Origin of the sequence: Alcanivorax sp. IL2 (genome assembly GCF_047495475.1) — a bacterium.
Classification (GTDB): Bacteria; Pseudomonadota; Gammaproteobacteria; order Pseudomonadales; family Alcanivoracaceae; genus Alcanivorax.
In genome coordinates, this window is sequence record NZ_CP179932.1 from 3509905 (window position 1) to 3536634 (window position 26730).

At 59.6% G+C, this 26730-nt stretch carries 24 protein-coding genes; 12 read left to right on the forward strand and 12 right to left on the reverse strand.

What is annotated here, in order from left to right:
- Positions 1 to 101: 101 nt before the first annotated feature.
- Entirely contained in the window at positions 102 to 938 is an 837-nt protein-coding gene (locus ACMG4N_RS16140) for an SDR family oxidoreductase (RefSeq protein ID WP_272961453.1), read from the forward strand.
- A 167-nt stretch (positions 939 to 1105) separates the two neighbouring features.
- Positions 1106 to 1294 carry a hypothetical protein gene (locus ACMG4N_RS16145; RefSeq protein ID WP_035250012.1) on the forward strand — a complete coding sequence of 63 codons (189 nt, stop codon included), beginning with the start codon at positions 1106 to 1108 and terminating at the stop codon, positions 1292 to 1294.
- 89 nt (positions 1295 to 1383) lie between these two features.
- Here the strand turns inward: ACMG4N_RS16145 and ACMG4N_RS16150 are convergent, their stop codons facing one another.
- Positions 1384 to 1764 carry a hypothetical protein gene (locus tag ACMG4N_RS16150; RefSeq protein ID WP_035250009.1) on the reverse strand — a complete coding sequence of 127 codons (381 nt, stop codon included), beginning with the start codon at positions 1762 to 1764 and terminating at the stop codon, positions 1384 to 1386.
- Between the two features lie 255 nt (positions 1765 to 2019).
- On the opposite strand from ACMG4N_RS16150, the gene ACMG4N_RS16155 reads away from it, so the two are divergent.
- Both ACMG4N_RS16155 and ACMG4N_RS16160 read left to right on the forward strand, forming a co-directional pair.
- The gene (locus tag ACMG4N_RS16155) at positions 2020 to 2448 is read left to right on the forward strand and encodes a hypothetical protein (RefSeq protein ID WP_272961451.1); all 429 of its coding nucleotides are present in this window, start codon (positions 2020 to 2022) and stop codon (positions 2446 to 2448) included.
- 217 nt (positions 2449 to 2665) lie between these two features.
- On the forward strand, positions 2666 to 3997 hold the full coding sequence (locus tag ACMG4N_RS16160; RefSeq protein WP_414432432.1) for an ABC1 kinase family protein: 1332 nt from the start codon (positions 2666 to 2668) through the stop codon (positions 3995 to 3997).
- 174 nt (positions 3998 to 4171) lie between these two features.
- On the opposite strand, the gene ACMG4N_RS16165 is transcribed toward ACMG4N_RS16160, so the two are convergent.
- On the reverse strand, positions 4172 to 4723 hold the full coding sequence (locus tag ACMG4N_RS16165; protein WP_273010081.1) for a porin family protein: 552 nt from the start codon (positions 4721 to 4723) through the stop codon (positions 4172 to 4174).
- Positions 4724 to 4855: 132 nt separating this feature from the next.
- Between ACMG4N_RS16165 and ACMG4N_RS16170 the strand changes: the two genes are divergently transcribed.
- Entirely contained in the window at positions 4856 to 7267 is a 2412-nt protein-coding gene (locus tag ACMG4N_RS16170) for a 7TM diverse intracellular signaling domain-containing protein (protein ID WP_414432433.1), read from the forward strand.
- Between the two features lie 62 nt (positions 7268 to 7329).
- Here the strand turns inward: ACMG4N_RS16170 and ACMG4N_RS16175 are convergent, their stop codons facing one another.
- From ACMG4N_RS16175 to ACMG4N_RS16200, 6 genes are all read right to left on the reverse strand, one after another.
- Complete coding sequence (locus ACMG4N_RS16175; protein WP_414432435.1) at positions 7330 to 8679, reverse strand: vWA domain-containing protein; 1350 nt, start codon at positions 8677 to 8679, stop codon at positions 7330 to 7332.
- 16 nt (positions 8680 to 8695) lie between these two features.
- Complete coding sequence (locus ACMG4N_RS16180; RefSeq protein ID WP_035249998.1) at positions 8696 to 9625, reverse strand: AAA family ATPase; 930 nt, start codon at positions 9623 to 9625, stop codon at positions 8696 to 8698.
- 102 nt (positions 9626 to 9727) lie between these two features.
- The gene (locus ACMG4N_RS16185; RefSeq protein WP_272962251.1) at positions 9728 to 10120 is read right to left on the reverse strand and encodes a putative quinol monooxygenase; all 393 of its coding nucleotides are present in this window, start codon (positions 10118 to 10120) and stop codon (positions 9728 to 9730) included.
- Between the two features lie 29 nt (positions 10121 to 10149).
- Complete coding sequence (locus tag ACMG4N_RS16190; protein WP_414432436.1) at positions 10150 to 10833, reverse strand: nitroreductase; 684 nt, start codon at positions 10831 to 10833, stop codon at positions 10150 to 10152.
- A gap of 66 nt (positions 10834 to 10899) precedes the next feature.
- Entirely contained in the window at positions 10900 to 11229 is a 330-nt protein-coding gene (locus ACMG4N_RS16195) for a hypothetical protein (protein WP_272962253.1), read from the reverse strand.
- 123 nt (positions 11230 to 11352) lie between these two features.
- Positions 11353 to 11985, reverse strand: coding sequence for a TetR family transcriptional regulator (locus tag ACMG4N_RS16200; protein ID WP_272962254.1), 633 nt, complete (start codon positions 11983 to 11985; stop codon positions 11353 to 11355).
- A 235-nt stretch (positions 11986 to 12220) separates the two neighbouring features.
- On the opposite strand from ACMG4N_RS16200, the gene ACMG4N_RS16205 reads away from it, so the two are divergent.
- The 5 genes from ACMG4N_RS16205 to ACMG4N_RS16225 all read left to right on the forward strand — a co-directional run bounded on the left by ACMG4N_RS16205 (position 12221) and on the right by ACMG4N_RS16225 (position 19250).
- A complete protein-coding gene (locus tag ACMG4N_RS16205) occupies positions 12221 to 14227 on the forward strand; it encodes an SDR family oxidoreductase (protein ID WP_297766800.1) in 2007 nt (668 codons plus the stop codon).
- A gap of 317 nt (positions 14228 to 14544) precedes the next feature.
- Positions 14545 to 15576 (forward strand): hypothetical protein, encoded by a 1032-nt coding sequence (locus tag ACMG4N_RS16210; RefSeq protein WP_297766802.1) that lies wholly within the window; start codon positions 14545 to 14547, stop codon positions 15574 to 15576.
- A 257-nt stretch (positions 15577 to 15833) separates the two neighbouring features.
- Entirely contained in the window at positions 15834 to 17792 is a 1959-nt protein-coding gene (locus ACMG4N_RS16215) for a GMC family oxidoreductase (protein WP_297766804.1), read from the forward strand.
- Positions 17789 to 18250: a hypothetical protein gene (locus ACMG4N_RS16220; RefSeq protein WP_297766806.1), complete on the forward strand. Its 462-nt coding sequence runs from the start codon at positions 17789 to 17791 to the stop codon at positions 18248 to 18250. Before ACMG4N_RS16215 ends, ACMG4N_RS16220 begins: the two co-directional genes overlap by 4 nt.
- Before the next feature lie 22 nt (positions 18251 to 18272).
- Complete coding sequence (locus ACMG4N_RS16225; protein WP_297766807.1) at positions 18273 to 19250, forward strand: hypothetical protein; 978 nt, start codon at positions 18273 to 18275, stop codon at positions 19248 to 19250.
- Between the two features lie 76 nt (positions 19251 to 19326).
- Here ACMG4N_RS16225 and ACMG4N_RS16230 read toward each other — a convergent pair whose 3' ends face one another.
- Both ACMG4N_RS16230 and ACMG4N_RS16235 read right to left on the reverse strand, forming a co-directional pair.
- A complete protein-coding gene (locus tag ACMG4N_RS16230; protein WP_297766809.1) occupies positions 19327 to 19821 on the reverse strand; it encodes a nucleoside triphosphate pyrophosphohydrolase family protein in 495 nt (164 codons plus the stop codon).
- Positions 19808 to 20773, reverse strand: coding sequence for an alpha/beta fold hydrolase (locus tag ACMG4N_RS16235; RefSeq protein ID WP_297766811.1), 966 nt, complete (start codon positions 20771 to 20773; stop codon positions 19808 to 19810). Before ACMG4N_RS16235 ends, ACMG4N_RS16230 begins: the two co-directional genes overlap by 14 nt.
- A gap of 276 nt (positions 20774 to 21049) precedes the next feature.
- Between ACMG4N_RS16235 and ACMG4N_RS16240 the strand changes: the two genes are divergently transcribed.
- Together ACMG4N_RS16240 and ACMG4N_RS16245 are read left to right on the forward strand one after the other, a co-directional pair.
- Positions 21050 to 22537: an adenylate/guanylate cyclase domain-containing protein gene (locus tag ACMG4N_RS16240; RefSeq protein WP_414432437.1), complete on the forward strand. Its 1488-nt coding sequence runs from the start codon at positions 21050 to 21052 to the stop codon at positions 22535 to 22537.
- Entirely contained in the window at positions 22530 to 23540 is a 1011-nt protein-coding gene (locus ACMG4N_RS16245) for a hypothetical protein (RefSeq protein WP_297766815.1), read from the forward strand. The genes ACMG4N_RS16240 and ACMG4N_RS16245 overlap by 8 nt, the downstream gene beginning before the upstream one ends.
- A gap of 116 nt (positions 23541 to 23656) precedes the next feature.
- Here ACMG4N_RS16245 and gspD read toward each other — a convergent pair whose 3' ends face one another.
- A complete protein-coding gene (gene gspD / locus ACMG4N_RS16250; protein ID WP_414432439.1) occupies positions 23657 to 25717 on the reverse strand; it encodes a type II secretion system secretin GspD in 2061 nt (686 codons plus the stop codon).
- Positions 25718 to 25728: 11 nt separating this feature from the next.
- Complete coding sequence (gene gspC / locus ACMG4N_RS16255) at positions 25729 to 26592, reverse strand: type II secretion system protein GspC (protein ID WP_297766819.1); 864 nt, start codon at positions 26590 to 26592, stop codon at positions 25729 to 25731.
- Positions 26593 to 26730 lie beyond the last annotated feature (138 nt).

Below are 26730 nucleotides of genomic sequence, written 5' to 3' on the forward strand. Positions count from 1 at the left end.
TCTATGGCCCCAAATGACCGAAAGAAGCAACCATAACGTTACGCCCTGCCGCTGACAAGTAACTCTCGTTCACTTGATGGCGCCAACCCCGGGAGAGCACCATGTCCACCGCCAACCTCAAAGGCAAAACCCTGTTTATCACCGGCGCCAGCCGTGGCATCGGCAAGGCGATTGCCTTGCGCGCGGCCCGTGACGGCGCCAACGTCGTCCTGTTTGCGAAAACCACAGAGCCCCACCCCAAACTACCGGGCACCATCTATACCGCGGCCGAGGAAATCCGCGAGGCGGGTGGCACAGCCTTGCCCTGCGTGGGGGATATTCGCTACGAGGAACAGCTGCAGGCCGCCGTGGACCAGGCCGTAGACACCTTTGGCGGCATCGACATTCTGGTCAACAATGCCAGTGCCATCTCCCTGACCGGCACCGAAGCCACCACCATGAAGTCCTACGACCTGATGCATCAGATCAACAGTCGCGGCACCTTCATGGCCAGCAAGCTGTGCCTGCCCCATCTGAAGAAAGCCGCCAACCCGCACATCCTCAACCTGGCCCCGCCACTGAACATGGCACCCCACTGGTTTGGCCGCCACGTGGCCTACACCATGGCCAAGTACGGCATGAGCCTGTGTGTACTGGGGATGGCCGACGAATACGCCGGCAAGGTAGCGGTAAATGCCCTGTGGCCGAAAACCGTCATCAATACCGCTGCAGTACAGAACCAGCTGGGCGGCGCGCCCACCGTCAAGGCTGCTCGCCAGCCATCGATCATGGCCGATGCGGCCTGGGCCATCCTCACCAGACCGGTAGCCGACGCTAGCGGGCACTTCTTTATTGATGAGGAGGTACTACGCGATGCCGGCATCAGCGATCTCAGCGGCTATCGGGTGGACCCGGATCTGGACGATGACAAGCTATTGCCGGATTTCTTTCTGGATTGACAGGAAAGGAGGGTTACCAAAATTGTCACTTGCTGCCGGGTTCCGCCCATTTCACCGTGACTTTTTTCACATTTCCTCCGTAACCCTTTGAGCAAAAACAATAAAAATATTTTCACAATGCTGGCACGGTTCTCGCTTTGCTAACTCCAAGCGAGAGAGAACATGCCATGAGCAAGATTCTGAGATTACGAAAACTGCGCCCGACAACGGCACTGGAAAACCTGAACCGGCTCACCGGTCTGGATTTTCAGAGCTTGCCGGAGTCCCTGGTGAACCGTGACGGCACGGCGTCCACGGAACAGGACGACCTGGAGGGCAGGCTGGATTTTCCGCAGCGCGTCAGCCGGCAGGGCTGACGCGTTTATTTTTTGGCTACAGCCAACACAGCACAAGGCCGCCACGGCCATCGGCCCGGAGCAGCCAACTTATCCATCTTCCTGTCTGATCAGTAGTTGGAAATCAGCTTATCGGACGATTTCAGTGCGGCGCCACGACGCTGCATGAACAGCTCTTCCACCACATGGGTCATGGCCGGCTCGCTGAGCCGCAGGGAGATCTGCACCTGCTCCACATCCGCGGTCAGCTTCAGGCGAATACTCCCGGACAACAGGGCACTACCCTCGCCCCCAACGTCAGCAGTATCCACCAGCACCGCCCGGTCGGCCTTGCTGTCCATGTAACGCACTACCAACTGCACCTTGCCTGCGGCCCCGGCAATACGGACCCAGGAGGCCACGTTGAATTCCGCTTCCCACTGGCGGGCACGAGCCGGTCGACCATCGGCCCAGATCCGCGAGGGCACTTTGGCGATGAATTTTTCTATCATTATGTTCTCTCTTGCCGGTACAGTCTTTTTAGCCAGTGTACGCATGAGAATAAAGCACGACCATGCGGAGTTTGGCGTACTGACTTTGATGGATATCACATCCTGAAGGTTCCTTCCCTCTGAGTAGATGTCCAATTGTTGGACAGTTAGCCGCCCTCTCTTCTCCCTGAATCCTTACTCTTTATCCCACGCAGCGCACGTAGCCGCTGCAACAAATTCTTTTTTACACCGGACAACGTAAAGGAATCATTGATCATGGGCGAGCTGAAAGATCTGCGCGAACAAAGCGAAACTCTGGTAAACCGTGCCAAAGAACTGGGCAACAAACTGTATCTGGCCGGCCTGGGTGCTTACGAGAAGGCTGAAGAAGGCTCTGAAGAGCTGCTGAACAAGTATGTTGAAGCCGGCACCGAAGCTTTTGGTGAAGACGCCGAAGGCAAGCCCAAGGCCCTGCTGGCCAGCCGTGGCGCCCTGCTGGCTGCCCGTCAGCTGCTGGACACCGCTCCGGAAAAGCGTCAGGCCCTGTACGAGAAACTGGTAGAAGCCGGCAAAAAAGAGCGCGGCGAGAAAGCTGAAGAAACCAACGAATTCGTGCTGGCCGGCCTGGGCGCCGTAGCCTCCGCACGTGAAGAAGGCGAGAAACTGTTCAACGAACTGGTTTCTGCCGGGGAAAAACGTAGCTGATTCTGTTTCCCTGATTCTGTTGTACTCTCCTTTGGGGCCTGATTTGGGCCCCTTTCTTTTGCCTGCTATTTAGCGAAAAACCACCCCTCACCCTCCTCTTTATGGCTTCATCCCACCATGTACACCCTGCCGGACAAGCGCTAGAGTCTGATAGCACCTGCTGACTCGGTCACAACGTGCCGAGAATGACTATCCCACAGCGTTACCCGAGGACTCCATGGCTGACGACCGTCGTCGCAAGCGCCCCACCACTGCCACCGGCCGCCTGTTCCGGCTGACCGGCATGACCACCTCCATTGCCACCCGCGTCGCCGGCCATCAGGTCAAAGGGCTGTTCCAGTCCGACATTGCCAAGGCCGCAGACCGGGAAAAACTGCTTCAGCATATCGGTCGGGAGGTGGCTGCCACCCTCGGGGAGATGAAAGGCGCGGTGATGAAGGTGGGGCAGATCGCCTCGCAGATGCAGGACATTCTGCCCAAGGAAATCAGCGATCAGCTCAAGGTATTGCAGAACGCCTCGGCGCCCATGCCCTTCCATGTGATTCGCCGCCAACTGGAGCGGGAGCTTGGCGGCACCCTGGATCAGCTGTTTGCCGATTTTGAGGAAACGCCGTTTGCCGCCGCCTCCATCGGCCAGGTACACCGCGCCACGACCCATGATGGCGACAACGTGGTCGTCAAGGTTCAGTACCCGGCAGTGAAGGAATCCATTGATTCCGACATGAAACACCTGCGTCGCATCCTGCGCCTGGGCAGCCTGCTCAAGGTTGACGAGGCCGCCCTCGATGCGGTGTTCCGGGAAATCCGCAACCAGCTCCATGAAGAGCTGGACTACCGACAGGAAGCGGGCAATCTGAAACACTTCCGGGATTTCCATCATGACCAGCCCTGGCTGGTCATCCCGCAGGTGTTCGATGAGTTATCCAGCGAAAAGGTACTGACCCTAAGCCAGGAAACCGGCATTGCGCTGGACCAGGTAGATGACGATCACGGCTTTGATCAGGCTACCCGCAACCTGCTTGGCGAGCGCCTTTTCGACGCCCTGGGCCAGCAGATTTTCCAGTTACGGGCAGTCCACTGTGATCCGCACCCGGGCAACTTTGCCTTTCGCCCGGATGGCACCATCGTGATTTACGATTTCGGTGCGGTAAAACGGTTGCCTCCCCAGGATGCAGACTTGCTGCGGAACATCGTCCGTAGCGCGCTGAACCAGCAATGGGAACATCTGGATACCCTGCTGCTGCAACTGGGCGCTCGCAAAAAAGATACCCAGGTCAACGGCCAGTTCTATGCCACCTGGATTGCCTTGCTGCTACGAGCCTTCGATGACAAGCCCTACGATTTTGGCCGCTCGGAACTGCACACCGACATCCTCCGCCAGGTAAAACGCACGCCCCTGGATCAGATGCTGAAATTCCAGCCGTCCTCACGCAGCCTGCTGATTGAGCGAGTGGTCAGCGGCCACTACTGGACGATGATGAAACTGGGCGTCAATACCGCGTTCCGACCTAACCTGGAAAGGGCACTGGAGATAACGCCTGACGTCTGATGTCGGACGTCTATCAGCGCAACCACAGCTTTTCGTGTCGAGAGCCTTCTTCATTGTTAGGTAAGCGATGCCTGGCGAAGAGACTGAGAAGCCTGTTTCGCGATGCAAGCATCGCTTCCCACAAGTACATTAGTCGTCATTTGACGTCTGTTTAGTACGGCGTTTCAATCTGGATCAGAATGCGGAACGCAACCCGACGCTGACCCCGGAAATTTCTTCCTCATCGGTATCCACATAACGCATGTATTCCAGATTGGCACCCAGGGTATCGGTCAGGTTGAAATCAAGCCCGGCACCCCAGGATTCATCCTCGAAAGTCTCTGTGTCACTGAAGGCATAATTGACCCCCGCCACCGAACCGCTGGCGGAGACTTCACCCTTGACCTTGCTGTAGCCACCGATCACATAGGGGCGCAGGGTTTCACCCACCGGCGCACCCAGTTTCACGTAGCCGCCGTAAAGGTGATCCATCTCGAAATCGACAATGCCTCGCGAATCCTTGTCGAAACCCATGCCACCCCGCGCCTCGAGTGCCAGGAAATCGGTAAACTCGAAACCGGCACGAATCGTGGCCGCATCAATTTTCAGGGTATCGCTGTCTATTTCCTCGTTGTCATACTGAATCTGGCTGTAGTTACCACCAACGTATGGGCCAGCCGCAAAAGCACCCGAGGCAGCGATCAGGGAGCAGGACGCCACCAGAACATTACGCATCATCACTTTCATACAACTCTCCTTTTCCGTTTAATCACAAGTTTCGAGACGCTGTCCGACGCACAGTTCCGGGTAATCCGGTAAACTCTGTAAAATGTGTCGAAAGCATGCCGCATCCAGATAACAGCGATAACAGGATCGGGAATGACAAAGGGAACCGTCTTCGCAGGGCGACTGGCCGCGTTTATTTGCGCATTTTTTCTATCTTTGCACAGCCACGCTCTTACTCTGTCGGATGACCGCGATAGCTACGACGCTGCGGCCGGCATGCAGTGGCTGACAGATCAAAATCACGCCCTCAGCCCGACCCTGGCATTACAGGCCCTGCTCGCAGGCCAGGGGCAGCAACTGGACACGCCATATCCTTCCCTGGGGTTTCGCGACGGGTTTCAGTGGTTCCTCATCTCCGTGGAAAACAACAGCGCGTTGCCCTACTGGTTTTTGCGTGTGGGGCGCCCCCATCTGGATTACCTGGACATCTACGTCTTTGACAAGGACGGCAACCAAATCAAGCACACCCGCATGGGTGACCGGGTGCCCTTCCATAGCCGAGAACTGTCCCACTACCACCTGGTGACACCGCTGACACTGGCCACGAACAGTGAGCATTACCTGCTGTTTCGCGCCCAGGGCAATAACGTGATCGAGCTGCCCGCCACGCTGATGACACCGGCAGCCTTCAACGCCCATGACAACCGGTTTTCGCTTTTCTACGGCCTCTATTTTGGCGCCATCGTCGCCATGTGCCTGTTCAATCTGCTGATCTTCCTGTCCATCCGCGATCCCAGTTATCTGCTTTATGTGCTTTACCTCGGCACCTTCGGCCTTAACCTGTTTACCCGGGAAGGGCTGAGCTACCAATGGCTATGGCCCGACGCCACCCTGTGGAACCATTACTCCCTGCCGGTGCTGAATCTGATGACACTGGCGTTTTCCATGCTGTTCGCCAGCCAGTTTCTGGAGCTGAAGAAACGGGCGCCGCGCATTCACCGCCTGTTGCTGTTCAGCGCCATGGCTCTACTGGTCGCCACGCCGCTGACGTTCCTGAACTTTCATTTTTCCATTCAAGCCACCACCGCCGTGGTCATGCCCTGGCCTTTTGTGGCCATCGCCCTGTCCCTGTGGCTGATCTTCAAGGGCTATAGCCCGGCACGTTATTTCCTGCTCGCCTTTACCGCCGTCGCCACCGCCACGGTGCTTTACGTACTGAAAACCTTTCAGCTGATGGAAGGGGGCTGGCTACTGGAAAATGCCATGCAGCTGGGCACCTTCACCGAAGCGGTGCTGCTGTCCTTCGCGCTGGCTCACAGGATGACGGTATTGAAGAGCGAGAATGCCCGCATTCAGCGCGAAGCCAATGAGGTGCTGGAACAACGCGTGGATGAACGCACCCGGGAACTGAACAGCGCATTGAGTGCGCGCAGCGAATTCCTGGCGGTAATGAGCCATGAGATTCGCACCCCGCTGAACGGCATCATCGGCACCGTGGATATGCTCAAGGGCACGCCGCTGGACGACGACCAGCAGCACAATCTGAATGTGATCGAGCAATCCGGTAACAGCCTGCTCAACCTGATCAACGACATCCTCGATTACTCGCGCATCGAAGCGGGCAAGATGCCCATTGAGCAGACCAGCTTCAGCCTGGAAGATCTTGTCAGCGAATCACTGGCCCTGTTTCAGCATAAGGCCCATGTGCATTCCAATACCCTGCAAACCGAGCTTGACCGCAACCTGGGTGAGCGCTGCCTGGGCGATCCGGTGCGGCTGCGACAGATTCTGGTCAACCTGATCGGCAATGCGGTGAAATTCACCAGTAACGGTGTTATCACGGTCATGGCTGAACGGGATGAAAACAACCCGGACTATGTCTACTTTGAAGTCTCCGATTCCGGTATCGGCATTGCCCCGGAGCAACTCAAGCATCTGTTTGATCATTTCCATCAAGGCGACAGCTCCACCAGCCGACGCTACGGTGGCACCGGGCTGGGGCTGGCCATTTGCCGACAACTGGTGGAAATCATGGGCGGCGAAATCGGGGTCTTCAGCCGGCAGAATGAAGGCTCACGGTTCTGGTTCCGCCTGCCGCTACCCGGCACCCATAACGATACTGGCTACCTGCCACAAAGCGAGGACAGCGACTTGCCCAGCCTCTCCGGCGGCCGACTGCTGATCGTGGATGACAACCATATCAACCTGATGGTCGCCGAAGGGCTATGCCAGAAACTGGGCTATGAAACGGAAGTAGCGGAAAGTGGCATGGAGGCCATTGCCGTGCTGATGTCCACCCAGCAGTCGTTTGACCTGATTCTGATGGACTGCGAAATGCCGGACATGGATGGTTTCGAAACCTCACGCTCGATTATCAAGCTGCAACAGGAAGGCCGTCTGCCCTGGATTCCGATTGTGGCCCTGACCGCCCACGCCGTGCCGGACAAGATCCACGCCTGCCACGATGCCGGCATGGTGGCTCACCTGGCCAAGCCCATCAACAAGGCACGCCTGTTAGCGACGCTGAAGCAGGTACTGCGCGACCCGGGCAAGGGTTCGCGATAACGCCTGGCGTCCTCTGCGTTAAGTGCGGGACAAGCGATTTGCGCGGACTGGTCCGCGGCGTCTTAATCCAACGCCCCCAGCAAACTATCCACCACCCGCTCCAGGTCATTGAGGGTGGCACACTGGCGGGCCAGGCGGCAGTGAGGCAAGTAGCGATCCATCACCGCATCACCGCTGTTCCAGCGCCCCCGGGATTCCGGGTTCAGCCACCAGACCTGTTTGACCCGGCGGCGGATGGCCTGCAGCGTTTCGGCACCATCGGGCAGGTAATTGTTACGCGCATCACCGAGAATGATCACCGTGGTGTGAGCATCCAGCTCCCTTTCGCAACGCGCCTGAAAGGCCCGGAACATCTCCGCATAATCAGTGCCACTACCCGACAGACGATCCAGCACCTGCCCCACCGCCACCTCGGGGGAATAACGGGAAAAATCATCGGTAATTTCGTCAAAGCTTGACGCAAAGGCAAAGCTGCGCACCCGTGGCAACACGTCGTTCATGGCGTAGAGAAACTGCAGCAGAAAGCGGGCGGCATCGCTGACCGAACTGGACACATCACAGATCACCATCACCCGCGTCTTGCGGGGCGGTCGACGGCGCCAGAACAGTTTGGCTGGCACGCCGTCATGGCGGATACTCGCCACCATGGTACGACGGGCATCCAGCATTCCCCGCCGGCTGGTTTTCATGCGTCGCTGATGCAGGCTAGCCAGTCGCCGAGCCATCTTGCGCACCAGCGCCTGCACGTCACGAAACTCGCGCAGATCACGAAATGGCACCGCCCGCAGGGTCTGCTCACGCAGGGCTCGGCCCTTGCCGACACCGTGCAACAGAAACTGGCGCCGCACCTGACCAGCCGCCTGCTCACGGACCCGGGCTCGCCACTGCCGCAACTGCTCCGCCCGTGCCTGCTGACTCGGGTTGCCCTGATCCAGCTGCAACACCCGGTCATCCACTGCCCCCATTCCCATGTTCATCAGCAAACGGCGAGAATAGAGCCCTTGCTGGGTAATCACTTCCATCTGCGTGAAGTCCATCTCGGCAGCGGCTTGCGCCATACGTTGCTGCAGCTGCTCCGGCGTACTGGCGAGCAGGGCTTCTGCCTGCTGTTCCTCAGGGGTCTGCGCAGAAGCCGGATCGGCGGCGGGAGCCGGCATCGCCGGCTCCATGTCCCCGGACGGATCGACACCGGAATCCTCGGCCGCGAAGAAACGGGCAAAGGTTTCTTCAAAGGCGGGCCTGTCCTGTTGCTGTTTGACCAGGGTAACGGCCAGCGCATCATGAAAGCGTTGCCGCCGGGCATAGCCCACCAGGGCCGCCGCATCCATGGCCTGGCTGGCTTCATCCGGAGAAATCCGCAACCCGGCCCCACGCAGGGCCTGGACAAATTCGGATAAGCGACGAGTTGGCATCAGCGGTTCCTGAATCCTAGCGCTTACCGAGCTTGCGCAGCCAGGCGGGCAACAATTCCCGGGCCAACGTCACATCCTGCTCGGTCTTCAGCACCAGATTGAGGGTATCGGCCACCTGGGCATGCTCCAGACTGTCCGCGTGCAACAGCACCAGCGCCCGGGCCCAGTCCAGGGTTTCAGAAATGGCCGGCAGTTTTTTCATGTCCTGTTCGCGCAGATGCTGGATAAACGCCACCAGCTGTTCCCGCAGGCGCGCATCCAGATCCGGCACCCGGGTGGCGACGATCTGCGCTTCCAGCTCCGCCGCCGGGTAGGGGATATAGAGATGCAGGCAACGACGCTTGAGCGCATCGGACAGCTCCCGCTGGTCGTTACTGGTGAGCAGCACCAGCGGCTGGTGCTTGGCTTTCACGGTCCCCAGTTCGGGGATGGAAATCTGGAAGTCGGACAGTAGCTCCAGCAGGAAGGCTTCGAACTCCTGGTCAGCCTTGTCGATTTCATCAATGAGCAGCACCGCCGGCTCGTCACTACGCAGGGCATGCAACAGGGGGCGCGGCTCCAGAAAGGTATCGCTGTAGAAGGCTTCGCCCAGATCCCCCAGCCGCTCCATGCTGGCTTCCAGACTGTCCGTATCAGCAAGCATGCCCCCCAGTTTGTCACGCAACAATTGGGTATAGAGCAGCTGCTTGCCATACTTCCACTCGTACAAGGCCCGGCTTTCATCCAGCCCTTCGTAGCACTGCAAGCGGATCAGTGGCGCCTCAAGAAACGCCGCCGCCGCTTTGGCCAGTTCAGTTTTGCCTACCCCGGGCGGGCCCTCCACCAGCACCGGCTTGTGCAACTGCGCAGCAAGATAGATCGCCAGGGCAATCTGTTCACTACAGATATAGCCCTGCCCGGCAAAACTGCGAGTAATCTCTTCGACGGAATCAATACGGGTTTTCATGGAGGCTCCTGCAACAGAACCCAGAGGGTAGCGCAGGAAGCGCGGGGCGGGAATGACATCTGCACGCATGAAGCATGCGGCAGGTTACCTGGGGCGCGACGCTCAGTGCAGGGTAATATTGTCCGCCAGCACCAACGGAGCGATCTCGGCCACCTCTTCAACAATAGGCTCACCGTCCAGGCTGCTTACATCAAAGCGCGCGGACGTTACATCGCCATCGATCATGTCCGGGATCGCATCCAGAAAGGCATCCACATGCTCGGAACCAAAATGGATTTCCAGCGCATCCAGATCGCTCCACTGCTGCCAGACCACGATCACCCGCGGCTCATCCGCCTGCAGGTATACCTCGTAAGCCAGACAGCCGTGTTCGCCCCGGGAGGATTTCGCCAACGCCTGCACCAGCTCCAGCGCCTCTGGTTGCTGGTCTTGTTTCACGGGGAAAGAGCCTTTGACGATGATCATGGGGGTCCATTGCGCTGGGAAAACGATCATTGTACCACAACCCCGCTCCTGCTGTCCGCTCAGGCCCCGCCGCAGAAGCGTACCGAGTCGCCCAGCGGCACTCGCCCCACCCGGGTGCGGTTGGCCGCCACCTCGGCGTTTTCGTAGCCGAAACTGATGCCCAGCACGATGGCGGTGCTGTCCGGAATGCCCAGCAGCTCACGCACATCATCCGGATAGTAGCGCATGCTGCCCTGGGCACAGGCACCCACCCCATGAGCGGTCATGGCCAGCAGCAGGGATTGCACGTACATGCCCACGTCCAGTGCCACGGTAACGCCGAAATCCCGCTCCATGCCGATAAACGCCACATGGGGGGCATCAAACAGTTCGAAGTTGCGCAGCTCCGCGCGACGGCGGCCCTCCCGGTCTTCCCGGGCGATACCCATGTTGCCGTAGAGCGCCATGGCACAGTCCACTTGGCGATCCCGGTAGATCCCCTGGAAGCGAGGCAGGCTTTCATAGTCCGGCGCAAAGGGGACGCCCCGGCTGACCTTGTCCACCAAACGCTCGCGCAAAGCGTTACGGGTTTCGCCACTGGCCACCCATACCTGCCAGGGCTGGATATTGCAGTTGGAAGGGGCGTGCTGGGCCAGCGAAAAAATCGCTTCAAGCTCTGATTGCGAGACTGGCTTGTCGAGAAAACCGCGCACGGAACGGCGCTCAGTCATAGCGTGATAAAGGGATAGGGAATCGGCGTTCATGGGTAACTCCTCTGAATTACCCGCCAGTCTAACCAGACACGAAAAGGGCGACGATGACAGAAACGCTCAGGCCGCTTCGCCGGAAGCCTCACGCATGGCCTGACAGATCTGGTCAATCACCGGGGCCGCAAGCTCCATGCGGCCATCGCAGCCAGCCACGCCAAGACGCCGCGCACAGGCCGGGCAGAGCACATTGAACACCAGCTCATCCCCTTTGCTACGCGCAGGCAGTACCGCCCATTTGTCCCGGCGCGCCTGCTGCCCGATGCGGTGGTAGTAATCCAGATTGATGTCACCACCGGGCTCGAAATCAAAGGTGGCAGGACAGCGGCTGCAATTGAGCCACATGTCATACAGGGCTGCCGCGTCGTAGGGATCCCTGGGATCAAATGACATCGCCACCTCCTGTGGCAATCAAGCGAATGTGAGTCAGTAGTTTTATGCATTTTTTGTCAAAAACCCACGAATCACGTCACATTTGCCTGTTTTTTACACGCCTCAAAGGGCCGGTGAAGGCAGTTAAAGACGCGTGCCCTGAGCCATCATTCTCCCCCCCAGGGCCATCATTTCCAGCTGCAGGCAGGCATGGTCCGCCAGCACCCTGCGCGCGGTTACCGTGTTATCGAGCATGGAAATGCCAGCGCCGAACATGATCGCAATGGCGGCTTCCGCTTCCTGCTCCGCCGGCACCGGTTCTCGCCCCTGGGACGCCACCGCCTGGCGCACGTCTTCGGCCAGCTCGTCCACCAGTAGCTGCAGTTCACGCTGGATACGCATCCGGTAACGGTCATGGCTGCCCAGCCGCTGCTGCACCAACAGACGGAAGTCGTTTTCATAGTCGTTCAGGTAGCGCACAAAGCGCCCTACCAGCTCTTTCACCGCCCGGGCCGGGCCGATTTCGATCATGCTGCGCCGTTCGTATTCCATGGCCGAGCGCAGCCGGAAACAGCAGGAGTCGATCAGTGCCAACCCCAGAGCATCCATGTCCGGAAAATGATTGTAGAGCGAGGTAGCGGCCAGGCCGGACTCCCGGGCCACTTCCCGCAGGCCCAGACTATCCAGACCCCGGCCGCCGGCCATCAGGGTACGGGCCGCTTCCAGAATGCGCTCCCGGGTTTGTCGTTTCTGGCGCTGTCGTGTGGTTTCAGCCATAACATTGTCACTAACGAGTGTTAGTTAAATATTCCCATGAATACCGCTCATCGCGCAACTACATACTGATTACATAATAATCTTTGACAAACAAGTGTTAGCTGAAAGAGAATTCGCCTTACAGTTGTAAGGCAAGAAATTTGGCTCTTACCGATCTCACGGCGCATCATCAACTAGCGCTACAACACAGACTGCCCGCTTACAGCGGGCAGCAGGGAAGCAAAAGGGGAAAGCAATGAACTACTTCGTCACCGGTGCCACCGGCTTTATTGGTCGTTTTCTGGTTGGTCGCCTGCTCAAGCGCGAGGACAGCCGGGTATTTGCCCTGGTTCGCTCCGGCTCGGAATACAAGCTGGACGCTCTGCGCCGTCGCCTGGGTGTGGATGCCGATCGTCTGGTGGCCATCCAGGGCGATATCAACGAAAAACTGCTGGGTGTCAGCAAGCGGGATCAGGATGACCTGACCGGTCAGGTGGATCACTTCTTTCATCTGGCCGCCATCTATGACCTGACCGCTGACGAAAACACCCAGCGCTACACCAACATCGAAGGAACCCGGCAAACCCTGAAGTTGGCGGAAAAACTGCAGGCCGGCTGTTTCCACCATGTCTCCTCCATTGCCGCCGCAGGGCTTTATAACGGCACCTTTACCGAGGACATGTTCGAAGAAGCAACGGGCCTTAACGACCCTTACCTGCTCACCAAGCACGAGTCCGAGGCACTGGTGCGTCAGGAGAGCAAATTGCCGTGGCGCATCTACCGGCCCTCCATGGTGGTCGGCCATTCCGAGACCGGCGAAATGGACAAGGTCGACGGCCCCTACTACATGTTCAAACTGATCCAGAAGCTCAAGGATGTGCTTCCCAACTGGATGCCGTTGATCGGTGTGGAAGGCGGCCACTTCAACGTGGTGCCGGTAGACTTTGTCGCTGACTCCCTGGACCACATTGCCCACCAGCCGGACCACGATGGCCAGTGTTTCCATCTCACCGCCGATCGTAGCTACAACCTGGGCGAGCTGATGGACATTATTGCCGGTGCCGCTCAAGCCCCGCGCTGGCCGGTGAAACTGGATAACAGCCTGTTCAATGTGGTCCCCGGCTTCGTCAAGAAAGGCGTCAGTGCCATGACCCCGAAGCTGGTGGTCAACACGGTGCTGGAAAATCTGGATATTCCCCCGTCGGCACTGCAGTTTCTTACCTTCCCCACCGAATACGACAATCGCCGAGCCCGGGAGGCTCTGGCCGACAGCAACATCCAGGTACCGGACCTGGAAGGCTATATCCAGCAACTGTGGGATTTCTGGGAGAATCATCTGGACCCGGATCGCGGCGATCGCAAGGATGAATTGCAGCCTCTGCCCACTCTGCCCGAGCGCGTGGACGGCAAGGTAGTGATGGTTACCGGCGCCACCTCCGGCATCGGCAAGGCCACCGCACTGAAACTGGCCCGCGCCGGCGCTACCGTGCTGGTGATTGCCCGCACAGCAGAAAAACTGGAAGAGACCTTGCACGAAATCGACCAGCTGGGCGGCACCGCCCAGGCCTACAGCTGCGACGTGTCAGACCTGAGCAGCGTGGATGATCTGATTCAGCAGGTGATCGCCGACCACGGTCATGTGGATGTGCTGGTCAATAATGCCGGCCGCTCCATCCGTCGCTCCGTAGTGCATTCCTTTGAACGCTTCCACGATTACGAACGCACCATGCAACTCAATTACTTCGGTGCACTGAGACTGATCATGCAGCTGATGCCAGGCATGATTGAGCGTGGTGGCGGCCACGTGATCAACATTTCCAGCATCGGCGTACTCACCAATGCGCCGCGCTTCTCCGCCTATGTGGCGTCGAAAGCCGCCCTGGATGCGTTCACCCGCTGCGCCTCCAGCGAACTGGCCCATGAGGGCATTCGCTTTACCACCATCAACATGCCGCTGGTGCGCACCCCGATGATCGCGCCCACCAAGATCTATAATCATGTGCCCACCATCAGCCCGGCCCAGGCAGCAGACATGATCTGCGATGCCATCGTGCGCCAGCCCAAGCGCATCGCCACCAACCTTGGCGTGATGGGTCAGGTGATGCACTTCCTGACTCCCAAGGTCACCGAGACCATCATGAATACCGGCTACAAGTTATTCTCGGATTCCTCCGCGGCCCTGGGCGACAAGGAAAGCTCACCGAAGAAGATCCGCCGCGAACAGGCAGCCTTTTCGCGTCTCTTCAAAGGCATCCACTGGTAAGCCCCCTTCCGGTCACCGGCATCTGTCGGTGACCGCTTTTCTCTGTGCACTGCACAGCCGCGCTATACCCACTTGTTCACTGCCAAAATGTACGCTTTTTTCCCTAATGAAAAAGCCATACAAAATAGCCATCCCACTCACTGAAAAAACTGAGGGAAAAATTCACCCACCCGCCGGACTCTCACGCTTCTTTCACGGTGCTACATTTTGTGATGCATCTCACAAAAAGGTTGTTTATCCCCTATGTCTATCCCAACGGTTTACTGACCCAGTCACGCAGTTGAGCCAGTAACCGCGACCCAGCAAGGAGTCTGGTCATGGTTACCTACCCTAAATCCCTGTTTACAGCCCTTTGGCTATTTCTCTTCTCAGCACTACTGGCAAGTTGTGGCGGTGGCGGCAGCTCCAGCAGCGGCCTCTCCGCCGAAGCACGATCGGCAGCCAGCAAGATTGACCCCAGCGAACCCTGTCGCACCCTGTTCGCCGGGCAAACGATCGATGTGGGCACCGTCTGCCTGGAAACCGACGCCCACTTTCTCTACATCACCTATGAAACCACTGGCGGCTGGCTCCTCAACGAGGTCCACCTGTTTGTCGGAGAATCCCTGGATGACATGCCGCAGACCAATAACGGCAACCCGATTCCCGGGCAGTTCCCCTACACCGCCGAGGACCTGGACACCGACAGTTTCCAGTTCAAGATCCCCCTGGATGACCTGACAGCCGAATGCGGTGATCTGGTTGCACTGGCGGCCCATGCCGCTGTCAGCAAGACCGACGGCGACACCACGCAGGAGGAAACCGCCTGGGCAGATGGCGATCGCATTATCGAACGCGGCAACTGGGCCACCTGGAGTGAGTACCTGATCGACTGCGAGGATGACGATCCGCCCCCGCCGGTATGCCCGGGTGCTGAAACCGCCTATGGCGTTGGCGACAAGACCTTCGAGGAACTGGGCTTCGGCAACTGGGGTTGGCAGATCACCGTGCTGCCCGGTGACGACAGCAGCGTGGATCTGTACGCCGGCGCAGGCCAGCATGACCTCAGCAAGGGCACCCATGTGGGCACCGTCAGTTACACCTACGACGGCAGCTTCCTGCATCTGACCTATGAAACCTTCGAAGGCTTCGGCCTGCTGGAGGCCCATGTCTATGCAGGGGCAGAAGAACTGCCCACCAATGCACCGGGGCTGTTCGGCAACACCCAGGAGCCACTGGAACCCACCAGCATGCTGAACTTCACCATCCCGGTGGAAGCCGACCCGCTTTATGTGGCCGCCCATGCGGTGGTCGTGGGTACCGACTGTGAACCGGAAGAAGATCCACCTGCAGAGGAGACCGAGCAATAATCGGCAAGTCGCTGCCCCGTTGCTTGCCGACGGGGCAGCCATCAATCTGAAGAGGCATAAAGAAAGGCCCCGGAGACCGGGGCCAAAACGTTTCCGGAGACAACCGGAAGCATACGCAGCGGGATCATATCCCGCTGCTATCCTCTCTCCTTACCCCCTTCCCCGCCTTGATCGACATCAAGGTTTTTGCCCGCAGCCACAATCAGTCGCTGTCAGTGAAGACAAGCAGGCATTCTCGTGCTGACTACACTGAAGCCATGGGACAACTCACACTTCGCCAACACCGCACCGCCATCGCCCTGTGCCGCGCACTTTTTCCCTCCGGGGAAACACTACCGGCAGCGGATACCGATGCCCTGCTCGGCAGGATGGATGCGCACCTGGCCGGCCATCCGGCCCTGCAACGCAGCCTGAAAGCCGGCTTGCTATGGCTGGACAACCGCCACCGACTGGTACGGGGCCAGGCCTTTCATCGAGCCAGCGCGGCCCGCCAGGCCCGCTTTATCGACAAGCTGGCCGCCACTACGGTGTCCGGAAAACTGCTACGCCTGCTGGCCCTGCCCTTCAAGGCCGCCTATGTACTGGATGACCAGGTGGCGCAGGCCGCTGGCTGCCGGGAACCGGTACAACTGCCCGCCCAGATCGAAACCTTTCGCTGGCAACAGCAGATCACTGCCGCCCGGGACTGCGAGGAAGACCTGACCCTGGAAGCGGATGTAGTCATCCTGGGCAGCGGCGCCGGTGGTGCTGCAGCGGCCTACGAGCTGGCCTGCCGCGGCCTGGCAGTGGTGATCATCGAGGAAGGCCAGTATTACGACCGCAGCCACTTCAATGGCAAACTCACCGAGGTGATTCCCAAGCTCTACCGTAGCTGGGGGGCCACCGTGGCCACCGGCAACGCCATCATTCCGGTACCGGTAGGGTGCAATGTGGGCGGCACCACCACCATCAATTCCGGCACCTGTATGCGCACCCCGCCATCGGTACTGGCCCGCTGGCGGGAGCAGGGGCTGCATGATTTCACCGAACAAAGTCTGGCCCCCTGGTTCGAGGGCGTGGAGCGCATGCTCTGTGTGCAGCAGGCGACGGCAGAGACAGTCGGCCCCATTGGCGACATCATCGATCAGGGCGCCGCCGCCAACGGGTTTCTGAAACGCCAGCCGCTGATGCGCAATGCTCAGGGCTGTGACGGCCAGGGGCTGTGCCAGTTCGGCTGCCCCACGGATGCCAAGCAATCCACCAACGTCAGCTATATCCCCCGGGCTCTGGAACGGGGCGCCTTCCTGTTCAGCGGCTTCCGGGCCGAGCGGCTGCAGCGCCAGGGCAATCGCATTACCGGCGTCACCGCCCGCGGCACCAATGCCGCCGGCAATACGGTGACCCTGAAGCTGACCAGCCAGCGCACTATTGTTGCCATGGGCAGCCTGTTCACCCCCCTGTTCCTGCAACAGCAGGGCGTGCGCAATCCGCACCTGGGCCGCCACCTGACCCTGCACCCGGCGGGGGTGGTCAATGCCCTCTTTCCACAACAGGATATGGCCAACGGTCGCAGCATTCCCCAGGGCTACGGGGTATCGGACTGGGACGAACAGGGCCTGATGTTCGAAGGCGGCACCATCCCCCTGGCTGGGCACAGCCTTCTCAACCCCCTGTTCGGACAGGATTGGGTGCGCTTTACCGAAGACTACCCACACACCGCCTACTTCGGCTTCATGATCCGCGATACCAGCGAAGGACGGGTGCGCCGGGGGCCCCATCGGGGCCTGCCGCTGATCCGCTACCATATGAACCGGCAGGACTTTGCCCTGTTCAAGCGCGGCATCCATGCCCTGGCCTGCTGGTATCTGGACGCCGGCGCCGAGCAGGTACTGATCCCCGGTCTCAACCGCATCGTGCGTATCCACAACCGCACCGAGCTGGAACGCTTTCTGGGCTCGCCACTGAAACCCACTGACTTCCTGATCAGCGCCTATCACCCATTGGGCACTGCCCGCATTGCCGCCTCTCCCCGACAGGGCGTCTGCGACAGCGATCACCGGGTATTCGATAACCCGGGCCTGTATGTGATGGATGGCGCCAGCGTGCCTACCAGCCTGGGCGCCAATCCCCAGGTCACCATCATGGCCATGGCCAGCCGGGCCGCCGACATCCTCGCCCGGGAGCTGCTCGACGATATGGATTCCACCCACACACCACCACAAGGAGAATGCGCATGACTTTGGGCCTGTTACTCAAGGAGCGTATGAGCGGTTGGCTGCAACTTAACAGCCAGGACCGCCAGCAACCCTTCGCCTTCCAGATTCGCGCCTTTACCACCCGCATCTTCAGCGTCAGCGCCCCGCGTTACTTTCGCGGCACTGTCAGCCTGGACGGACAGGACTTCCCCTGCGAAGGGGAGCTGACCATCCACCTGAACGGCCCCCATTACTGGCTGACCTTCAACCACCCGGAACTGGGCCAGCTGCGCGTGGAGGGCAAGAAGCAGTACGGTCTTAACGGCCTGCTGGCATCCCTGATCACCTGCCCGATGACGGTCTGCCGGAACCAGCAGACCATTGGCCAGGCGGAAGTGGCCTACCGGGAAAGCATGCTGGCCTTTCCCTTCACCGCCCTGCGCCTGGTGGACGAACAGCAGGCTTACCAGCAAGATCAGGGCGTCGGTTCGTCCCGCTGATCGGAATACCCAGGAGCCCCGCATGATTCCCTACTACGGCCTGCAGGCACCGCCCAAAGGCGGCCACTACGAATCCTGGTTTGTGCGCGCCAATCACCCGCACAAACCCCAGGCCATCTGGATTCGCTACACCTTGTTCCGCGCCCGGGATCAGCGCCCGGCACTGGGTGAAGTGTGGGCAGTGTGGAGTGACGGTGCCCGGCAGCAGACTCATGCGTTCAAAGAAGCGTTCCCCCTGGCACAGTGCCACTTCAGCACCACACAGATGCAGGTGGACGCCGGCAACAACCACTTGCAGCCCGGCGCCCTGCAGGGACAGCTACACCGGGGCAACGATCAACTGAGCTGGAATCTGCACTACGATGACGGCGAGGCGCCGTTGCTGTTTCTGCCGGAGAGCTTCTATAAACGCCCCCTGCCCAAGGCCAAGTCCCTGGTCAGCCGTCCTCATATTCGCCTCAGCGGCACCCTGACCCTGAACGGGGAAACCATCGTGCTGGACCAGTGGCCCGGCAGCGAAAACCATAACTGGGGGAGCCAGCATACCGACCGCTATGCCTGGGGCCAGGTGGTGGGCTTCGACAATGCACCGGGGGCCTTTCTGGAATGCGCCACGGCCCAGGTGAAAGTGGGTCCGCTATACAGCCCGCAATTGTCCATTGCCGCCCTGCGACTGGACGGGGAAACCCTGCTGTTCAACAGCCTGTCCCGTGCCCTGCGCGCCAACGCGGACTACCGTCCTTTCCAGTGGGCCCTGCAGACCGGTAACGGCGATGCTCGGTTAAGCATCAACATGACCACGGTGGTAGACAGAGTGGCCGCACTGACCTATTACAACCCGCCCGGCGGCAACAAGATCTGTCTGAACAGCAAACTGGCCAGCGTCACCGTCAGCCTGTCCCGACGCGGACAACCAGAACGGATACTGCACAGCGCCCACGGCGGGGCGTTTGAAATCCTCACAGACCGGTTACCGGGTGGGATGGCTCTGCAGATCTAGGCTGAGCCGTTCGCCTTGTGAAGCCTACAACGACTCGCCGCCCCACTCACTGGCAGGGCAAAACGGGCACCCCTCATTATTCCGGGGCACTACCGCTCTGACGGGCCAACACCGGAGCCAGAGCCGGCGGCGAGTAGGCTGGCCCCTTGAGAACCTTGCCGCGTGCATCCTTCACCGGCTTGCCGTCAACCCCCAGCTTGCTCATATTGCTGCGATGCACTTCTTCGCAGGTGGCATTCAGGTCTATGCCAAAGGTATGTCCGGCACCATAGGTCACATAATTGATATCGGTCAGCGCATCGGCCACCTCTACCAGGTCCACGTGAAAGGCCTTGAGCGAACCCAGTTGCTCCCTGGCCTTCGCAAGGGTATCCAGAAAGGCCTGTTGATCCGCATCGGGCTGCTGGCAGGTGGCCTCGGCCAGTTCGTGAAACTCTTCCAGCAGCAGGGCCAGGCGCAAACGGATGGTGGCATCGTCCGGCACCACCGGCCGGGATGCCACCGGCAGGGAAAAGGCGCGGTGAAATTCAGCCACCCGGTGAAAGTTGCTGGGTTGCTCAGCCTTTGCCATCCACTTCCTCCAGGAATGCGATCATTTCACGGTTAACCTCGGCGGCCTGCTCCATCTGGATCCAGTGCCCACACTGGTCCAGCATCACCGTGCGCAGATCCGGAATATAGTCGGGCATCCGCTGCAGGGCTTTTTGACCAAACACGATCACCGGGTCCTGCATGCCACCGATAAACAGCGTGGGCATGGGAAGCTGCCAGTTATCGTCGTCACGGCTTTCTTCCCAGGAAGCATCCATGGCCCGATACCAGTTGATGGGCCCGGTAAAGCCGCTGTGCTGGAAACGTTCCACGTAATAGGCAAGATCCTCCTCACGCATCCAGCGCGGCTGCTCGTCAGGAGCAGACATGGATTGCAGGAAACCGGTGTCATCCGGGCGCGCCCGGAAATCAGCAATGCCATCCGCAGACAGGCTGTGGAAGATCTTGCGCAGACTGGTGGGCACATCTGCTTCCAGCTCCTGCTCCGGCAATTGCGGTTGCTGGAAGTAGAGCATGTAGAAGAAGCGGTCCTCGAACAGCCGCTGCATGGACACAGTGGGCGCCTCCGGGGCTGGCCCGCCATAGGGGACCGACATTCCCACCACTGCACGAATCATCTCTGGATAGCGACGCGCCACCTGCCAGGTCAGCGCACACCCCCAGTCGTGCCCGATCAGAATTGCCGATTCATGGCCCAGCGCCTTGATCAGAGCCACCACGTCCTCCGCCAGCACGCTTTGCCGGTAGGCATCCACCTCTTCCGGGGCACCGGTATAGCCGTAACCGCGCAGATCCGGTGCCACCGCGTGATAACCGGATTGCGCCAGTACCGGCAACTGGTAGCGCCAGGAGGCCCAACATTCCGGAAAGCCATGCAGACACAGCACCAGAGGGTTTTCCGGTTCCCCAGCCTCGGCCACGAAAAAATCCAGCCCATTGGCGGCAAGCTGCCGCTCACGCATAAATGCCATACTCACTCTTCCCGATTTCCGATTCAGCCGGTCTCCGTAGACAACTACTTACCCGGCACGACGAAAGTGCTATTGTTAGCATATTCGTCTGCTCATTGTTGTGATGTCGGCGCAGGTGCGAAACCAACAAGAACTCTGCGCCGTTTCGGCGGTCCTAGCCGACGCAGAGTCACTCCGGGCCCAGCAGATTGCCCGGATCGACCTGTGAATCTGACAGCATGACCCGCCGCTGACAAGCGTGCAAAGTGACCGTTACGACTCAAACAGGGAAGCATCGTGACCGAGCCGCAAGGACAAGCCCGCCCCACGAAGCCCAGCCGCATTGGCGAGTGGCTGGCTCCCTATGTGCCGGAATACTTCCCGGTGGCCTGGAAGCTGGGCCTGTCTATCTCACTGCTGATTCTGTGCGGCATGACCATTCTCGGTTCCCTGCTGCTCAACAATCAACTGGACCGAATGCGCGACCAAGCAGACACCTTTGGTGAAGCTATTGCGCTGCAACTGGCCAATACCATCCGCGAACCCCTACTGGCCGATGACACCTTCCTGCTCAAGGTCCAGCTCAACAACCTGACCCGCAGCGACAGCGTGCGCGGCGCCGCCCTGTTCGACCGCAGTGGCAACCTGGTCGACAAGGCCGGCATTTTACCTCTGGCTGCCAACCCGCTTCAGGAACAGATCAAGCGCTGGGAGCTGCAGGACGAACCAATCACCACTTACTACGCTGCCGTGGATGTAAGCGATACCGTCGCCGGTTACACCGCCATTTCCCTGTCCGACCGCCCAATCATGGCCGCCCGCGAGTCCGTACAGGGCACCATGATCAATGCCACGCTGATCATGAGTGTGATCGCCATTATCGCCTCGTTCCTGATCAGCCGGCGGCTGGCTCGTCCTATTCATGATCTGCTGGCGGCCACCAGCGCCATGCGCCGGGGGGACCTGAACTACCGGATCCAGGATCGCCGCAATGACGAAATCGGCGGCCTCATCGAGGCCTACAACACCATGGCCCACGGCATGCTGGAAAAAGATCAGGTGGAGCAGGTGCTGAAGCGTGTTGTCAGCCCGTCCGTGGCACACAACATGATGGCAGACCTGGACCAGGTGCAGCTGGGTGGCCGCGATGTTCATGCCACCGTGGTGTTTGCCGATATTGTCGGCTTCACCCGGCTGTCAGAGACCCTGCCCCCGGATGCCATTGCCGACATACTCAATGTCTATTTCGATGCCATCACCACCGCCACCACCTTCTACCGCGGCACCATCGACAAGTACATGGGCGACTGCGCCATGATTGTCTTCGGGGTGCCGGAGAAGGATGACGAGCACCTGTTCCACGGGCTGTGCTGCGCGGTCATGATCCAGAGAATGGTAGAAAGACTGAACGAGCAACGTCGCGCCCAAGGCCATACCACGGTGGAATTCCGTATCGGTATCAATTCCGGTGCCATGCTGGCCGGTAACCTGGGCTCCCGGGAGCGAATGCAGTACACCGTGGTCGGAGATACCGTCAACCTGGCGTCACGCCTGTCCAACATGGCCGGCGGCAATGAAATCATTGCTGCCTCGTCGCTACTGGCCAACCCCAACATTGCCTCCCGGGTACGCGCTACCGAGTACGGCGCCATGCGCATCCGCGGCAAGGCCGAGCCGGTGAGCACTTTCCGCATTGATGGCGTGCACGCCCTGTCAGAAACCCTGATGGAACAGCGCATCGCCCAATTCCTGGCAAAACTGAATACGGAGTCGCAACGTGCGTAAGGCCGGCCTGGTAATGGCAGCGCTGCTCGGCGGCTGCGCTACCCTCGGCGACCCGGAGCGGCGGGTCAGCGAGGCACTGGCGGAAGATGATTACGCCGGCGCAGCGGCCATTATTGAAGACACGCACCCGGATCACGACCAGTATGCCCTGCTGCAGGAGCAGTACCCGGGCATCATTCTGGCCAGCGACCAGTACCGCCAGCGCCTGATTCTTGAAGCCGAGGCGATGAGCCGTAAACAGCGTTGGCAGCAGGCCCATACCCTGATTGAGGCCCATCGCGACAAGGTAGTGGACCCCTCTGCCCTGGACGAACTGCTTACCGCCCTGACCAGCCTGGAAGAATATCAGTTCAACCAGCTACTGGCTGAACGGCGCCGGGCCCAGGCTCTGGCACTGCAGGAAAGTACCGGCCTGACAGACAAATTGAGCGGCTTTCACCTGCCCCGCGCCAAACAGGAACGCCAGCAACTGGCGGAAGAGCGGTTTGTGGTGGTCGAGGATCTGACCCGGCTGGGAGAGTATTTCGCCCAGCGCCAGCAATGGCTACTGGCCCGCGACCTGCTGAGCGCCGCTCACCGACTGGCACCGGATCAGCCTCCGTCTGCGCAACTGGCCAAAGCACAACAGATTCTCAATGACGCCAGCCAGCGTGCCCGGGCCCGCCACAATCGTGCCCTGCTGACTGAAGCGGAACAACTGATGGCCCGTTACCAGAGAAATGGCCAGCTGGAATCCTTGCTGGCCGCCCGCCACTTCCTCAAACAGCATCAGGACAATCCGGTTCTGGCCGACCATCGAGAACGCCTGGAGCAATGGGCGCGACGCCGCTTTAGCGAAGAGATGAATACCGGTGAGGCACTGTACGCCCGTGGTCAGTACCGCGAGGCCTATCGGATCTGGAAGCAAGTAGCCCCCCTGTACCCGGACGATGAAGAGCTGAACAAGAAACTCGAACGTAGCCGGCGAGTGCTGGCCAACTTGCGCAACCTGCAAGACGACTAGACGGGAGTTCCCCCAGAAGACGGCAGTCGCGCCAACGACTGGCTGGCGATAAACCCCCATAAAAAAACGCGCCACGATGGGCGCGTTTTTTTATGGCTTGTTTAGCGATGAGGGGATTATTCCTCCTCGCTATCAGCATCCTCAACCTCAACGTTCTTTGCCGAATCGTTTTGCCCGGCTTCGTAGGCATCACGGTATTCCGGTGATACGTTACTGCGGCCCTGGAACACCTGCTCAAGACTCACCGGCAGCGGATTGCGCACGACCTGCTCCAGTTCACCCTTGCGATTCAGCTCGAACTGCAAGGCAGTAATCCCCATGTACTTCTGCCGGGTCATGCTCAGCAGCCGCTCATTATCCGGCAGGATGGTGGGCCGTAAAAACACCATCAGGTTGCTTTTTTCTCGCGAATTACTGGTGGAGCGAAACAGAATGCCTAGCAGAGGGATATCCCCCAGGATCGGCACCTTGCGTACCGTCTTGGTAATGTTATCGCGAATCAACCCGCCCAGAGCAATGGTCTCGCCATCGTCCGCCAGCACCGTACTTTCCAGCTTACGGGTGGTGGTCACGATATCCGCCGCTTCGCCGACGGAGTCCTTCACCTGGGAGTTTTCCTGCTCCAGCTCCAGGCGGATGGTAGACAGCCCTGCCACATGCGGCGTCACCCTCAGGCTCAACCCCACATCTTCACGCTGGATCGTCTGGAACGGATTGGACACGCCGGAACCGGTACTGGTGCTGGTGCCGGTGATGAAGGGCACATTCTCCCCCACCACGATGGACGCTTCCTGATTATCCAGGGTAAGAATGCTGGGGGTAGAGAGCAGGTTTACGTCGGTGGAGGTGGACAGAGCCTGGATAAGCGCCCCCCACTTCAAATCACCGTTGGAGTCCTGCTCCCCGAAGCCCATGGTAATACCGTCGCCCAGGGACAGGCCTGACGGGTCATCGGTAGCCAGAGCCTGAACAATGGAATTGATCGTCAGCCCGGCGTTGCCAAAGTTAATGGCACCGACGCCGGTTTCATCACTGCCAGCCACATATTGAAAACCCAGGGCCTTGCCGGTATCACCGGAGACTTCCACGATGGCTGCCTCGATAAGAATCTGCGCACGGCGCACATCCAGCTGGCTGATCACCGACATGATTTCCTTCATCATCGCCGGCTCTGCGCGGATCACCAGGGCGTTGAGAGATTTGTCGGCCTGGATGGAGACCTTGTCACCGGTAATGGATGCCGCTGCGGCCTTGCCGTCGGCACCGGGCTTGGCCGCGGAGGCGCCCTCGGCAAAATTCTTCAGCAACTCGGCCAGGGCCTCGGCATCACCATGGCTGAGGCGTACCACTTGCACACCGCCCGTGGCACTGGCAGGTGTATCCAGGTTGCCAATCATTTGGGCCATGCGTTGGCGGGTAATCTGGTCACCCTTGATGATCAGCCGGTTGGTGCGTTCATCCGCTACCACCGTCACACCACCGTCCTTGGTCTTGCCGCGACGGCCACCGGTCTGCGGGGTCAGGCTTTCCAGCATTTTCACCATGTCGCCGGCGAAAGCATGCTCCAGCTTGATCACCTGTACATCCTCGGACTCGGCATTGTCCAGGCTGGCGATGATCGCTTCCATGCGGCGGATATTGTCAATGTGATCACTGATGATCAGGGCATTGGCCGAGCCCACGGCGGCCAGATGGCCGTACTGGGGCACCAGCGGCCGCAGCACCGGTACCAGCTCTTCCACCGGAGAGTTTTCCACCGGAATCACCCGGGTCACTAGTGCTTCGCCACCGGCCGCATTTTTGCCCACCAGCGGCAGGTTGCTTTGCTTGGCGGTGGTGTTGGGAACAATCTTGATAATGTCGCCGGATGGCACCGCCGCATAGCCATGCACCTGCAGCACGGACAGAAACAGCTCGTAAACCTCTGCGGCAGACAGCGCCTTGGTGGACACGACAGTAACGTCCCGGGCACGAACGCGGGGGTCAACCACGAAGTTCTTGCCGGTCATGTCGGCAATCTGGCTGATAAACGCCTGGATATCCGCATTACGGATATTCACCGTCCAGCTCTTGCCATCTTCACTGGCCGCAACCTGGGCATGGGAGGAAAAAGCCGTTACCGACAACAGCACCACAATCAGTGTTCGAAGTGCCGAGGCTTTGAAAAAGGACATCATAAAACCACTCACTATGGCGGATAATTCACGGTGAATTGCTGATCACCCCGCTGCACCACGATACTGGCCTGCCGGGTTTCCTGGAATGAGCGCAACGCAGCCATATCACCTTCCTCCGTCCCCAGCGAATGGCCGTTGACCGAGAGGATGACATCATTGCTTTGCAAGCCGACCTGACTGATCAACTGCTTGGGGGCCCGCTTGCCCAACTGATAGCCCTGATTATCCCCCTGGGCCACCGGCTGCAGCCCCAACTGGCCAATAATGGCCTTGCGTTGACGCTGCATGTCTTCCTCGCTGCCTTCCGCAATCTGCGATTGCTGGGGCTCACGTTCAACCGCTGGCTGGCGAGACACCTGACTGACCCCACCCAGAGAACTGTCCGACCAGCGCAGGGTTTCCAGGCGCCCGGCCCGGCGCAGGATCACCCGGTCCGGGTACACCTCTTCCAGGCTGGCATTACCGGGGATACTGTCGCCGATACGGTACAACTCACCTTCCTTGCCCTTTTCGGCAATGATGGCGGACGCTTTGTCGGTATCAGCGGTCTGGAACACACCAAGCAGCTCCAGACGCAGGCGGGTTTCCGGAGCGTCCGTGGGTTTGTCAGACTGGGGGGCAGCTTCCTGCTCGAAACTTCCGAACAATTGCCAGCTGTCCACCTGGGACTGGCTCAGGATCACAGCCTGCCCGGAGGAAGCCACCTGCAGACGGGTCTTGCTGTTGGAGGGGATCGGCTCGTTGGGTCCGTACCACAGCAGCCAGAAGGTCTGGGCCAGCACAAAGGCCAATGCAATCACCAGCAAAATGGCAACCAACCAGCGCACCGGCTTGCCCCACTGCTGATACTGACCCCACGCTGCCCACTGCGACATAACTGTCCGCTCTTCCTTTATCGTTATTACCGGACTGAAGATACCGGATTTTAAGGCAAATTATTGCAATATAGTGTTACCGGAACCGTTATTTCCTGTTCTCGGCCCTGTCAGCCAGGCAAACCGGTAGCTGACAGC